Raw genomic sequence first — 15252 nt, forward strand, 5'->3', positions numbered from 1 at the left:
GATTATCACAAATATATCTGATTTTGAAATTCAAATATCTAATATCAAAAGCCATTCATCCCTCGATGGCTTACTTTTGTCGCATAGTATCTTATTGAACAAATAATAACATAAATATTTACGCATAAAAAAGATTAGATTGGTTATGAAAAGAATTCAAGTCGTATTATTATTATTTGCCATTGTCCCTATGTTTGCAATAACAAAAGCAATAGCCGGTACTAATAATCAGCCCAAAACATCCAAGTTTGTTTATCACGGAGCCGGTAATCCGTATCTACCGTTATGGGAACATTTGCCGGACGGAGAACCCCGTGTTTTTGAAGATCCCGACAATCCGGGAAAATTTCGCGCTTACATCATCGGTTCGCACGATGTCCGCTTCGGCAGCTATTGCGGACCGGACATCAGAATGTGGTCGGCACCCGTAGAAGATTTATCAAGTTGGCGTGACGAAGGGGCTATCTTTACCTATCAGGTAGAAGGACAATGGGATGTGATGTACGCTCCCGACCTTGTTGAAGTGAAAAGGAAGGACGGCACAAAAGAATATTATCTGTACCCGCATAGCCGCGGTAGAGACAGAGAAGCGATGGTTGCCAAAGGAAGCCGCCCCGACGGGCCTTTTACCCCTATTAACCTGACTGCCGATGGTACAAAAACTCTGCCCGGAAGTATTCTGGGATTCGACCCGTCTGTATATATCGAATATATCACAGATCCGAACGATCCGGATTATGAAATCGGATTCAGAGCTTATGGATACTGGGGATTCCAACGTTCATTAGCCGCCCAACTGGATCAGAACACCATGTATTCCGTACGTCCGGGGACAGAGGTTATTCCTTATTTCATGCCGGCAGGCGTTCGCAGAGGTAACAATCGCGGTCCGAAGAATATTTCATATCCGCATATCTTTCCCGGAGAGGACCTCGAAGCATTCAACTTCTTTGAAGCTTCATCCATACGTAAGATCGGAAACAAATACGTGACCATCTATAGCGGACATTCAGGTCCCGACTATGGATTGGGCAGTTCCAACTCCACTTTGCGTTACGCTTATGGTGATTCTCCACTGGGTCCATGGAAAAGTGGCGGCGTTCTGGTCGATTCGCGTGCCCCGGTGTTAAATCAGGATGGTTCACGCCTGCAAACAACTAATGCAGGACACAATACACACGGAAGTATAGAACTTATCAACGGACAATGGTATGTATTCTATCACCGTCCGCCACGGGGATTCGGCAACGCACGCCAGTCAATGGTAGCCCCAATCCATGTGGAATGGGATAAGAAGTCAGTATCGGAAGGTGGTAAAGTTTCCATCAGAGCCTACGATCCCTATGCAAAAGATAATATCTGGACAGCCAAAGACAGTCAAGGGAATGAATACAAAGGAGCAGAAGTAACCTCGGAAGGATTCCACATCTTTGGTCTTGATCCTTATCAGTATTATTCCGCAGGATTTGCATGTTATCTCTCCGACGGACGTATCCAGCAGGATTCATGGGACATCTGGGATAATCATGCCCCCATCACAAACGTGAAAAACGGCAATATAATAGGATATAAATACTTCGGCTTCGGCGGATTGAATAAAGACAAACTGGGTTTGAAAGCTTTCGAAGGAACCAAAAAGGGAAACCAAACAGCCTTCAACCTCTTCCTTACACCCAAAACATCAAAAACGTTTAAAGTGAACGTTTGGTTAGATGGTCCGTGGGATAACGAAACCTGGAAAGGGACGAAGATAGGCGAAATTGTTGTTCCTGCCAACTCGGCGCAGAAAACGGAACAGTTTACAATTGACGTATCGAAGTTTGTTGACCACCTGGACAAGAAACATGCAATCTATCTCGTTGCTGAAAGCGAAGAAACGGACAATCTTTTCGATTTAGCCGGCTTGGGATTCAGTTCAAACAAAAAGAAGATCGCTCGCCCTATTGTCCCCAAAGTAAATATAGAGGTCAATGGAAAAGCAATCGAAGTACCGGCAACTCCTGTACGTTCTACTGAAAGCAATGGTATTACCGGCTATGACATCTATGAAGCTGTTTACAAACTTCCGGCCGGAACTACCGGAACCCCTACTGTATCGGCATCAGCGACTGATAAGAATGTGAAAGTAGAGATTATCCAGGCAACATCGGTTTCCGGAACTGCTATTGTGAAATTCGATTATAAAGGGGTAGTTAAAACATATAAGGTTGTGTTTACTCCTCTTGCATAAGAATATCAGAATGTAACCATGAAAAAAACATTTACTATTCTATTAATTATATGTGCAGCCACAGGGATAAATGCACAAGATAAATTGTATCCCAACGAGTTTCCGCTCTCACAAATAACACTCCTCGAAGGGCCGTTGAAACATGCCCGGGACTTGAATATCGAGACATTGCTCAAGTACGACTGTGACCGTTTGATGGCTCCCTATCGAAAAGAGGCAGGGCTGACACCCAAAGCTAAATGTTATCCCAACTGGGACGGATTAGACGGACACGTCGGAGGACATTACCTCACAGCTATGGCCATCAATGCAGCCACCGGCAATGAAGAATGTCGCAAGCGTATGGAGTACATTATCAGTGAAATTGCCGAATGTGCCGAAGCCAATTGCAAGAATCATCCCCAATGGGGTGTTGGTTACATGGGCGGAATGCCTAACAGCCAGAATATTTGGAATGGCTTTAAAGACGGAGACTTCCGCGTATACAGTGGCTCATGGGCACCGTTCTACAATTTGCATAAGATGTATGCCGGCTTACGCGACGCATGGCTATATTGCAGCAACGAACAGGCAAAGACTCTTTTTCTGCAGTTCTGCAATTGGGCAATCCACATCACATCAGGATTGTCGGACGAACAGATGGAACGGATGCTTGGCAACGAGCATGGTGGCATGAACGAAGTGCTTGCTGACGCGTATGCCATTACTCATGAGCAGAAGTACCTTGACTGTGCAAAGCGTTTCTCTCACAAACGGTTATTTACTCCTATGTCGCAGCGGCAAGACTGCCTCGACAATATGCACGCCAATACGCAAGTACCCAAAGTTATCGGCTTTGAGCGTATATCAGAGCTGTCGGGAAATGAGGATTATCATGTGGCAAGTTCATTCTTCTGGGATATCGTAACGGGCGAGCGCAGCCTTGCATTTGGCGGAAACAGCCGTCGTGAGCATTTCCCGGCCAAGGATGCTTGTATGGATTTCATCAACGACATCGACGGTCCTGAGAACTGCAACACCAACAATATGTTGAAACTTACAGAAGACCTCCACCGTCGTAATCCGGAAGCGCGGTATGCCGACTATTACGAGCTTGCCACATTCAACCACATACTCTCCACCCAGCACCCGGAACATGGAGGCTACGTCTATTTCACGCCTGCCCGTCCCCGCCACTATCGCAACTACTCCGCTCCTAATGAAGCAATGTGGTGTTGTGTCGGCACCGGTATGGAGAACCATGGCAAGTACGGACAGTTCATCTACACCCATGCAGGTGATGCCCTTTTTGTGAATCTATATGCGGCTTCACAGCTCGACTGGAAGGAACGCGGCATCACGTTACGTCAGGAGACGGCTTTCCCTTATTCTGAAAACAGTACTATTACTATTGCGGAAGGCAAAGGCACATTCAATCTCATGGTGCGTTATCCGGGATGGGTACATCCGGGCGAATTCAAGGTCAGTGTAAACGGAAAGCCTGCCGACATCATTACAGGCCCGTCATCCTACGTCAGCATCAATCGCAAATGGAAAAAAGGCGATGTAGTAAACATCAATTTCCCAATGCACTCATCCCTGCGCTATCTACCCAACGAACCGCAGTACGTTGCTCTCATGCATGGGCCTATCCTGCTCGGAATGAAAACCGGTACAGAGTCGATGGCGTCACTTATAGCGGATGATAGTCGCTTCGGGCAGTATGCAGGCGGTCCAAAGCAGCCTATTGATAAAGCTCCAATCCTCATCAACAATGACATTGCCAGTATCCCGTCACAGCTCACTCCTGTGCCTGGTAAACCACTGCACTTCACACTCAGCACCCGCATGGAGAACAAGATTGAAGGGGAGTTGCAACCATTCTTCGAGATTCATGACTCTCGTTACATGATATATTGGCTTGCCCTCACCGAAGGTAGCTACAAGCAGTATATCGATAACATTGCCAAGCAGGAACAGGAGCGTCAGGCACTCGAAGCAAGCACTGTCGACAAAGTGCAGCCAGGCGAACAGCAACCGGAGACCGACCACCAGATGGAGACCGACGAGTCATACACCGGTAACACAAATAATGTCTTCTATCGCGATGCCCGCAACGGACATTATTTTAGCTACCTCATGCAAACCGATGGTCTGACTAACCTCAAGCTGCGACTCAAGTATTGGGGAGTGGGCGAATGGAAAAGCCATGAATTCGATATCTATATTGATGATGTATTTCTCCGTTCCATCAACAACACCGGCAAATATCGCATATCAGAGTTCAAAGCAGAAACCTATGACATTCCGGCTACTCTTTTGCAGGATAAGAAACAAGTGCGTGTCAAGTTTGTGGCAAAACCCAACAAGCAAATAGGTGAAATATATGAAGTAAGATTAATAAAACAGTAGCTGGATAGCTACTGTTTTATTAATCTTCCAATACGGATACAAGCTCCGCCACCCGGCGCTAACTTTATATTCAGAACTTCATTCCGCGTTACTTTCTTTTTCGAAACCTTAATCGTTTCTCTGTTACTCAAATAATGGGCATTCTCCCCATCCTCCACAATTTCCGCTTCATAGTCTCCTTTACCTAAGAAAGACAGCGGCACACGTAAAGTTCTACTTTCTTCGTTAGTTGCAGCTCCTACCAAGAATGCTCCATCTTCCGCTTGACGCATCATTACGATATATTCCCCTATTTTGCCATCCAAAGTCTTACTTTCCAGCCAAGGCATCTTCTGTGCAGACAAAAAGCGGAGTAAAGCAGGATATTTACGATAATATTCAGGAATATCCGGAATAATCGTTGCGCCGGAGAAAGTGATCAATGTTCGTGCAGCTTCCGATACCACCGTTGAAGGCACCTCCTGGTTATTATCCGAACGCGTCGTTTTTCCTTGTCGCAAGTCAAACATACCATTATTCATATCAATCGGGCCGGCTATCATATTTACAAACACCGAAGTAACAAAGGTCTTGGGATAGAAAATCTCATGCCCGTCCAATTGAGCCTTGCAATATTCACGCGTCACAGCATTGGGCCACGTCCGCATCTGTCCATAGGGATGCACCGGATAATCATGAAAATCTACCAATAATTTATACCGTGCACACATTTCCGTTATACTCCTCGTTCTGGTATTCTTCTCTTCAGCATCTCCAGCCATAAAACCATACTTCACCCCGGCAGCTTCCCATGCGCCATATTGCTTCAAAGTTTCCTCCAACGGATAATTACGTCCTCCTACATCATTCAGATACAGCCAAATGCCTACTCCTTTCTGTTTTCCATATTGAATCAACTTTCGTACATCCCTGGCCTTATCTCCCTTAACAGGATCTGAACCTTGCTCAAACTCAGGTCCATACCAGTTGGCATCAAGAACCAGATAGGCAAAACCCTGTTCTGCGGCAAAATCAACCATCCTTTCCCAGGAAGGATAAGACATTGTATAATGAAATCCTTCCCATTGAGCACCATTGATACGCCAGTCCCACAATGCAACTCCCGGCTTTACCCATGAAAAATCATAATCTCCGGAAGGTTCCGGATTCAATAATTCCAAGAGATGAGAATCCACCAGATCGCCCGGACGATTGCCGCAAAGAACCACACGCCATGCCGATTGATACCCCGCATGAAGCAAATGCGGCTTTACAGACACAGAAAACAAACATTGCCCTTTTTCCGACTTTAGTTTCAAAGGTTCCCCTTCATCCAGACAAGCTTCATGGACAGCCAGATATAAATCATCCGCAGCCTTCACCGTCATCACAGGCAAGCGCTCACCATCAGTTTCCGTCAATCGTTCCGGACCGATATTATGCCTTTCACCATTATAAAACCATGCAGTATAATCGCCTGCAAAATTAAAAGTAGTAAGTTCCAATGCAGAACCTGTACCTTGAGGCGACACATAGCGAAAAGCCACACCTTCATTATAAGCCCGTGCCACTACCTCCAAAGCATCCGATGATTTCGCTTCATTCACAAAAGACAGCTTCATCTCATTGTATTTATCGGGTACCACGGCACGCTTTCCCCACAGAGGCTTCCAAACAGAATTCACTTTGTTACGAGTAACCTTTCCCATTTTCCATCCCCGGAAAGGAAAAGTCAGCCCATCTTCCGTTTTAAACCCCAATGCAGAAGCATCAATCACTTGTTTACGCTTCACGGATAATTGATAAGTCAGCTCACCGGCATCCGTTTGAATAATCGCTAACTGTATCTTTCCGTCAGGCGAATCAACCGTATATTTTTTTTCACCGGCATAACAATAGGTTCCTATCAATAAGAACAACAAACACAATTTTCTCATAATCCGATTTTATCACATCAATAAACTTTATTAAATACCGGCTTCATTATAAAACTGAATTCATAATTACCGTACGGCAAGCGGTATTGCGGATAAGCGATAGCTCCCCAACTATTTTCACAAGCCAGCCCCAATTGAGCCTTGTCTATGCAAATATTCGTATAATCCACCGGGATTACTTCCGGCGAATGACACTGATCTTTATTCAATCCGTCGTCCAAAGATTCAATCGTATAATTCAGAGCCGATGCCGAGAACGGGGCTTCCGCAACAAATTGCAATCCGGAACCCGCTTCATTCAGTTGTCTCCACCAACGTATATCAGTCTTAGTACCCGTTTCCTGCGGACGGATATATGGATAGAATTGTTCAGCCACCGTCTGGCGATAAATCCCCAAATCTGTTGCATGATTACGGTCCGAATAGTTTTCCACAGGACCTCTGCCATAATAGTTGATTCTATAGAACTCGTCAGGCATCTGCATCTGCATGCCGAAGCGGAACATATCGGGCACTTTCTCTGCTTCACCGGCAACCATTTTCTGGGTAACTTTTATCTCACCTGTATTATTTATCACATAAGTCAGATATAATTTAGCAGATACATCAGGCATTTCATATCCGGCCTCAACTACAATCGTCCCATTTTCCTGCTTATTGGTAAATGAAGTTCTTTTCAGTTTTGGATTCAGCCATACCCTGTATTTATGCTGCAACCTGGCACCATAATCGTTGTCAGTAGGCGCACGCCAGAAATTAGGCACGAGTTGTCCGCCATCATTCATTAATTCTTTGCCTGCAACCTTATATCTGCTCAGGAAACCATTGTTCTTCGCAAACTCGATAATGAAATCCTCACCTTCAATGATCAGATAATTGCCATCATCATTATTCACGGAAGGAGCAACCGATTCTATATTCGTTTTCTTCACATTCACTAATGCCATATCGGGTGCTTTATAGGGAATGACGGGCATTTGAGCTTTTGCAACAGTAAATCCGGGAGATAATAAGGTTTCAGCCTTTTTAAGTTTATAAGACACATTCAGTAATAGTTCTTTGTCTTTATACGAATTTACATCGGAGATGTCCAGTTTTAGTTTCGCCTTTTGTTGAGGAGCAACATTAAGATTGCCAACAGTGCCGGCTTCTACCAATTCACCATCTGCCAATAACTGCCAATCCAGATAATAAGCGGAAAGATCACGGAAGAAATTCTCATTAAAGATTTCTATTTCTCCATTTTGCAGGCTGACGGGATGTGTCCAAATGGACTGGTAAAAGTAACCCACTTCGTACATGTGCGGATTCGGTACCCTGTCAGGGCTTATCAGACCGTTATCACAGAAATTATTGTCAGAACCATCGTACTTATTAAAATCTCCGCCATACGCATATATTTCAATACCGTCTTTATTTTTCCAACGCACAGACTGGTCAACAAAGTCCCAAATAAACCCACCCTGGAATTTCGGATATTTACGTATCAGGTCCCAATATTCTTTGAATCCACCCATAGAATTACCCATAGCATGCGCATATTCACACTGTATAAGCGGCTTAGTAGCATTACTCTTGGCATAATCCTCACACGCACTGTACCACAAATACATCGGGCAGAAAATATCGGTATAATAATCATGACCGGCCTGTTCATACTGCACGGGGCGTGTCTCATCTTCCGCTTTTATCCAACGGTAGCAAGCTTCAAAGTTAGGGCCGGGACCGGTTTCATTGCCCAATGACCAAATAATGACCGAAGGATGATTGTAACTGCGCTGCACATTACGCTGGTTACGTTCCAGATGTGCTTTGGCAAAGGAAGCATGTTTAGAAAGCTGATTATTAGTATATAACATTCCATGCGCCTCTACATTAGCCTCAGCTACGACATACAAACCATACTCATCGCACAATTCATACCAAAGATTATCGTCAGGATAATGACACGTACGCACGGCATTGATATTGAATTGTTTCATAATCCGAATGTCCTGCAACATACGCTCCCGTGAAACAACATATCCATAATCGGGATCCATTTCATGGCGGTTGGCACCTTTAATCAGTACAGGCTGTCCGTTCACAAGCAGCTGGGCATCCTTAATCTCCACTTTACGGAAACCCACTTTTACCGGAATAACTTCTAAAATATCATTGCCATTCTTTAAAGTAGCGGTCAGGCAATAAAGATTGGGCATTTCCGCACTCCATTTAAGAGGATTCTTAACCTCCATAACAGTCGAAAGACTGCCCGAACCATTCACCCGGGTGTTTGCGACTACATTGCCTTTCGCATCCGACAGTTCCAACTCTACAGTACCCCGTCCTTTCATCTGGAGAGCAATGTCCAGTGATCCGTTGGTGTATTGCTGATCCAAATCGGGAGTAACTCTTATGTCCTGTATACAAGTCTTGTTGCGAGCATATAAATAGCAATCACGTCCCACACCCGAAAAGCGGAAGAAATCCTGATCTTCAAGATATGACCCGTCGCACCAACGGAACACCTGAAATGCAATCAGATTTTTTCCCGGTTTGAGATAACCCGACAAATCAAACTCCGCTTCCAGTTTACTGTCTTCACTATACCCAACATACTTACCATTTACCCACAAATAGATATTAGAAGTGACAGAACCAAAATGCACAAAGATCTGCTTATTCTTCCATTCCGCCGGTATGGCAATCTCTTTTCGATAAGATCCTACATGATTGTTGGCTACAGGTATTTTCGGAGGATCAGTTCTGAATTGGTTCTTCCATGGGTATCCTACATTGACATAAATAGGATCACCATAACCATTTAACTCCCATACAGCAGGTACTTTCAGTTCATCCCACGCACTATCATTATAACCCAACTGATAAAAATCATCCGGACGCTGGTCAACATTCCTTACCCAATTAAATTTCCACATCCCATTCAGAGACAGAAAATTATCAGATTCTTCCTTAACACCAGTACGGGCAGCATCGTATGATTCATAAGCAAAATAATTAGTGTGCATCGGAGCACGATTCACAGCATTTATCTCCGGATCTCTCCACTCATTCTTTTGGGATAAAGCAACCGTTTGCAATCCAATAGCCAACGCAAATAGGCTGAATAGTCTCTTTTTCATATCATTATTATTTGAAATTATCCTATAGGATACAAATGTAGAGCTTAACCTGCCCACAGACTTTCAAAATTAAATATATGATTTTTAAAATTAGATATATCTCAGATTCCTAACTAAGATAACTCACCAATAGATACAGATAATGAAAAAGCATGACTGCAACAGATAATTAAGTATTCAGCCAGAATTCGCTTTAAAAGTGCTATATTTGCCTCTGTATACCGTTTTAAAAACCATCAAAATGAATATCGAAGAATTTAGAGAATATTGTCTGTCATTAAAAGGTGTTCGTGAGAAAATACCGTTTCCCAATGTCCCCGATAAATACAGTCGTGATGTTCTATGCTTTTATGTAGCGGATAAATGGTTCTGCTTTGTAAATATCGAAATCTTTGACTTTTGCTGTATCAAATGCAATCCAGAAGAATCAGGAGAATTACAAACCACATATATAGGAATAAAGCCCGGATGGCACATGAATAAAAAATACTGGATCAGTGTTTACTTTAATCAGGATGTACCTAACGAGAAAATTAAAGAACTCGTAAGCAAGTCTTATGACATTGTTGTCAAAAGCCTGACAAAGAAAGAACGGGAAATGCTACTATCAAGTGATGAGTAGCACTCCCAGCATTAATATGATATATATGAATTCTACAGAGTTATGAAAGTTTTCTATACAGTCGCCAACAGTATCCACCAATAAGCAATATCAGTAATAATGTAATGCCAAAAGCCCAATAATTAACTACACGGGATTCGGCAACAAGCATATAATCACTGTCCAAAAGACGAAAAGCATCTACTTTCCAAATGAGTGACTCATCTTTTTGCATGGCTGCATTGGTAGAAACCACCCTGCCCGGCATGGATAACTCAAACAGCACAGCATAACCAAACAATTCTGCAATCCGCCCTTTTTCCTCAAACAGATCATCCATTGGCTTTTTATTGTCCGCATATAAGTTTGAGAAATATTTCGTTTGACTCAATTCATCCAGATAATTGCATACCTCTTCAGGTGATCCGTCATCACCGGTATCTTTTCCGGAAAAGTACTTCCCATAAACCGGTTCCTTCAGATCTGCCAACTGATGTACAAAGGCCGTATCTCCTTTTATCGTAATGAAATGAAGAATTACTTCACAACTCAGTTCATACTGACTACGGTTATACCATTTCCAGAATTTGGCTTCAATGTCATCCAACCTATTATTCTGTTCAATACCATTTAATCCGATCAAAGCCTCCTGATCTCCCCGGAACCATATCCGCTGCTCCTCTTTACTCATATAATTTTCGAGAGGTACCGGACCTTTATCGGGTAATTCACCGTAGGTAGCCGTATACTGATAATATGTATAGAACCAGCGGAAGCTTTTCCGGAGTTTTTCAACCGGGACTACCAAAGGAAGACTGTATTCCTTTCCATCCAAAGTACTGAAGCTATCGGAACCTACCGTTGGATAAGTCCGGCAAACTTTCACATTCAGTTTGTCTTCATCTCCCCAGCAGTTGAATTTAACAACAGAGTCCAGATTGCTCACTTCCCATCCCGAATCTATTCGGAATAAAAACGGATTATGATCCCTGTCTCCTGCAAGGAAAGCAGAGTCGCCATAAGCATATACCTCTCTGTGCATGCTACCATCACTATTTACCTGAGAAACCATTCGGTAATAGGTACCGCAAGAAGTCATACCGAGCAGCAAAACAATGGCTGCCATCCATTTATACGTTCTCATAATGATATAATTTAATAAGTTTTCTTTGTAAGTTCCATTACTCTCTTTTGTCTGAGCTTCTTATACTGCACATACTGTCCGGACAGGTAATCGCTCTTTTCAGAAAGCCTCATCTTCTCCCAGCCTTCCGGCAGGGAATAAGCACTGTTTTCTTGGAAACGATACTCCTCTTCTACTCTGACACCATCGGGAACCGGACTAAGAAGAGTCTCACTCACCAACAAGCACAACAAAAATCCTGCGGCTATCCCGGATACCCAACTGCCAATCAGCAGGCTTTTCCTTTTCTTCTTTCGGGGAACTATCCTGCTCACTTGCTGCAAAATGGCGGTAGTCAGTTCATCCGGATTGCTCAATATAGGCTGTACATTTCTCACCTCATCAAGCCATTCATTGTAAAGTTTATCATCTTGTTTCATAAGCCAGCATCTATTTGATTCATTTTGTTTCGTATATTCTTCCGGGCCAGGTAAAGGGTGGTTTTAATGATTCCGGCAGAAAGTCCGGTGATAATTTGCACCTCCGGCACATCCAGTTCCTCAATATCCCGTAATGTAAAAATCAACCTTTGCCGGGGAGACAGCTCATCGGTATATCTCAGGATTAGTTCACACAGTTGCTTGTTCACCACTGCCAATTCTACATTATCATCTGACGAGATATTCGCGGAAACGGAATAATCTGCTTCATTATCGAGTGGTGAATGGTGCAGGGAGCGCAGACGGTCATAACAGGTATTGCAAGTGATTTTATAAAGCCAGGTAGAGAAGCGACACTCACCATTATATTTACCCAGCGCCAGCCACACCTTTACAAAGGTTTCCTGTACCATATCTTTAGCTTCATCTTCGTCGCACAGCAATCGGAAAGCAAGCCGGAATACAAGTGGCTGAAACGTAGAAACCAGCAGAGAGAATGCTACTGCATCCTCCTGCTGGCTCCTACTTATAAGCTCTTGTATTTTTTTCTGGTCCATCATAATAATATCTTCGTTTATTATATGATACGTAAGAAAAACCTTCCGGTCAATAAACAAGAGCTAAAATAATACTTAATAATGGAAAATATCAATCTTTATTCCCGAAACGCTTCTTCAAAAATTCCTCCAGATTATAAGTTCCCGGAGAATTTCGCAATACGGTACCATCTTTTTCTATCCATTCATAATGAGGAATACCATTAAAGTGAAATAACTGGCGGAGATAGTTGTAATCTGCCTGGGGGATACGATAACAAGCCTCACCCTTCAGATTCTTCTCTACATATTCATTATAAGTCTTTTCGGGACTTTCACGATCACTGGTTATGTATATAAACTGAAAACCCGGGTGATCTTTATACTGTTGACGCAAACCGGCGGTATGTTCAATGCCTCCACGACAGGGACCGCAAAACGTTGCCCAGAAATCGATAAACAAAGCTTTACCTGTATGGGCTTTAATGATATTACGGAAAATTTCAGTAGCAGGTCCTTCAGGCAAAACATACGTGCTATCATTTTGTAGCGGAAACGCCTTGGCATACAAACGTTCCGCCTCGGCAAATAAAAATGGATGAACGATAAATTCCTTTTCTTTATCCAGCAGATAGCGGGCATACTTTTCATCAAGGGATTTCAAATTATAAGGCAGGCTACGCAAAGGAATTACCTGAGAAACAAATGGCCTATATCCCACTATTGTATCCAATTGCCCGACTTTCATACTTTGATCTTCAAAGAAACCGTTGGCATACAATTCATTATCAGGCTTTTTATCTTCTGCTTCAGTATCATTCGCTACTTCATGTTCCGCTTTGTATGCTTCGAATAAATCCTTATACTTTTCCATAAGCTCTTTCCAGATTTTTGTTTCAGCAATCAGCTCTTCAACGGGCCTTTCCAATGTTGTTCCCGCCTTTTCTTCATGTTGTTTCCGTAGCTCTTCCTGTTCGGGAGTAAACTCGGCGCCATGCTTTTTCAGATAGGTAAGAATAGATTTTTCAGGATATGTGTATGTCACCACATCCATTTTCGTAACAGCGGTGTCACCCATGGCTCTTGCAAAATCCATATACTCAAGACGATTGATAAACGTGCTGAAATGCCTGTCCACTACGATAAGACTATCGTTAAGCGGCATCTGACGTAAGAAGTGGTAATAAGTTGAATCTTCCTTAACCTTCAGAACCTCGTTATCCTTATTCTCTCGCGCCAGATAATTCCTATCCATTACAAAGTCCAACATCTTATAGCCTTGAGAAATCTTTGCCGCATTTCTCACCAAACGCGCCGCCTTTCCCACATACCGATTGGCAGCTACAAGCGAATCAGCCTGCTCTGACCAACGACGAAACATGGGTTCGCAACGTTCGGCAAATTGCGCGGGAGTCAGTTCTTTCTGCATTTTCGAGAAATCTTCATAACGAAATACGAATAAATCATCCACATATTTCAATGCCTTTCCTATATATGCGGTAGATCCCATGTAATGGACATTATGAAGAGGATAATAATGATCACGGGCACGACTACGGGCCATTATCGCTTCCCAATCTACATACATGGTTACGGTCTGTCCCGGCTCTATATAAAAGGGTATCCAATCATTATTGAACACAACCGAACTCACCATAGGATAGTTGATCTCAAATTTACATTCAAACCTTCCATTAGGCTGCAGAGTTACCACCATCGGATAATCTTCTCTTGTCAAATCATTAGAAACATAAATCAGACCATTGGTAAAGCCCAATTTCTGATCATAGCCGGCAATGTATCCTTGCAGGCAAACACTATCACGACGGAATACCGGACTCTCATTCTCTTCAACCTGCATCGCCTTCATGTTTCCCGTATCCCGCGAATAAAACCGGGCAGGTTCTTTATCTTTCCTTATCCGGCACAAACCATTCTTTTGCGGGGTCAGTTCCAGCTCCACTTTATCGCCCCGGTCATCTTTCAAAGTCAACAGCATACTTTTGCCTTTCTGACGGATCGTTTCGTACTGATAGAAACAATTGTCCATGACAACAAGAGAATCATATATGCCAAAAGCCCATTCATAATAGTCATCCATTCCCATCCAGTTGCCGGAGACTTCATCAAAGAGTGAGGCTTTGGCATCTTTTTTCTCCAAAGATATATAGAATGTATGCGACTCATCACCTTCATCGTCATCAAGGAAATGAATCTCTTTTGTTGTTTCAGGAAGCGGTGGAAAAAGAAGCACAAAATCCAAAGTTCCCGAATCCGGTGTATATACTTCTTTATCCAGTTCAAAACCTTCGCTCCCCGTAAGATAATATTTCTTACCGGTATCCGCATCCTCCAGATAAGTACTCTTACCTAGCATCACCCACCAATGCGGACGGAAAATAACATGGATATGCAACCTCGTTGCATCCGGAGTACGTTCAATGCGGGTAATATTATAGATGCTGCCCGAACGGAATTTAAACTTAGGATTATCAATTACATTTTGTGCCTGAAGCATACAAGTGATGCAAAGCAGGAAAAGGAAAATAAGTTTTCTCATGGTATAGTTGTATATGATTAATTTCTACTAAAATTTAAAGGTTGCTCACTCTGACAAATATAAGCAATAAAAAGGAAAGACTTTTTATTTTAAATAAATATTTTTCAATAACTGATATTTAAGAGTAAAGTATCCTTTTGGAATAGCTACACCCTTTATATGGAAAGGTGTAGCCATGAGAGTAAAAGGGTGTAGCCATCCGGACAAAAAGGTGTAGCCCTTTCAACACACGGCTACAAACACCTGTAGGCCGGATTATATCATCCTTATAAATATGTTTTTTAAAAAGCCGATTGTTTGTTCATGTAAACTAATCAGATTCTATCATCA

At 42.9% G+C, this 15252-nt stretch carries 9 protein-coding genes; 3 read left to right on the forward strand and 6 right to left on the reverse strand.

What is annotated here, in order from left to right; genetic code table 11:
• Window positions 1-145: 145 nt before the first annotated feature.
• Together DW036_RS22765 and DW036_RS22770 are read left to right on the forward strand one after the other, a co-directional pair.
• Window positions 146-2230, forward strand: a complete 2085-nt coding sequence (locus tag DW036_RS22765; RefSeq protein WP_118466321.1) for a hypothetical protein — start codon at window positions 146-148, stop codon at window positions 2228-2230.
• A gap of 18 nt (window positions 2231-2248) precedes the next feature.
• Window positions 2249-4621, forward strand: a complete 2373-nt coding sequence (locus DW036_RS22770) for a beta-L-arabinofuranosidase domain-containing protein (RefSeq protein ID WP_118466322.1) — start codon at window positions 2249-2251, stop codon at window positions 4619-4621.
• Between the two features lie 8 nt (window positions 4622-4629).
• Here DW036_RS22770 and DW036_RS22775 read toward each other — a convergent pair whose 3' ends face one another.
• A complete protein-coding gene (locus DW036_RS22775; RefSeq protein ID WP_118466323.1) occupies window positions 4630-6537 on the reverse strand; it encodes a glycoside hydrolase family 97 protein in 1908 nt (635 codons plus the stop codon).
• 17 nt (window positions 6538-6554) lie between these two features.
• A complete protein-coding gene (locus DW036_RS22780) occupies window positions 6555-9662 on the reverse strand; it encodes a glycoside hydrolase family 2 TIM barrel-domain containing protein (protein ID WP_118466324.1) in 3108 nt (1035 codons plus the stop codon).
• Window positions 9663-9903: 241 nt separating this feature from the next.
• Between DW036_RS22780 and DW036_RS22785 the strand changes: the two genes are divergently transcribed.
• On the forward strand, window positions 9904-10284 hold the full coding sequence (locus DW036_RS22785) for an MmcQ/YjbR family DNA-binding protein (protein ID WP_118466325.1): 381 nt from the start codon (window positions 9904-9906) through the stop codon (window positions 10282-10284).
• Between the two features lie 40 nt (window positions 10285-10324).
• On the opposite strand, the gene DW036_RS22790 is transcribed toward DW036_RS22785, so the two are convergent.
• The 4 genes from DW036_RS22790 to DW036_RS22805 all read right to left on the reverse strand — a co-directional run bounded on the left by DW036_RS22790 (window position 10325) and on the right by DW036_RS22805 (window position 14922).
• Window positions 10325-11407 carry a hypothetical protein gene (locus DW036_RS22790; RefSeq protein ID WP_118466326.1) on the reverse strand — a complete coding sequence of 361 codons (1083 nt, stop codon included), beginning with the start codon at window positions 11405-11407 and terminating at the stop codon, window positions 10325-10327.
• Between the two features lie 11 nt (window positions 11408-11418).
• The gene (locus DW036_RS22795) at window positions 11419-11826 is read right to left on the reverse strand and encodes a hypothetical protein (RefSeq protein ID WP_118466327.1); all 408 of its coding nucleotides are present in this window, start codon (window positions 11824-11826) and stop codon (window positions 11419-11421) included.
• Window positions 11823-12386, reverse strand: a complete 564-nt coding sequence (locus tag DW036_RS22800) for an RNA polymerase sigma factor (protein WP_182423733.1) — start codon at window positions 12384-12386, stop codon at window positions 11823-11825. The genes DW036_RS22795 and DW036_RS22800 overlap by 4 nt, the downstream gene beginning before the upstream one ends.
• Before the next feature lie 88 nt (window positions 12387-12474).
• Window positions 12475-14922 (reverse strand): thioredoxin family protein, encoded by a 2448-nt coding sequence (locus DW036_RS22805; RefSeq protein ID WP_233560528.1) that lies wholly within the window; start codon window positions 14920-14922, stop codon window positions 12475-12477.
• Window positions 14923-15252: the final 330 nt, after the last annotated feature.

Source organism: Bacteroides sp. AF39-11AC, assembly GCF_003474285.1.
Classification (GTDB): Bacteria; Bacteroidota; Bacteroidia; order Bacteroidales; family Bacteroidaceae; genus Bacteroides.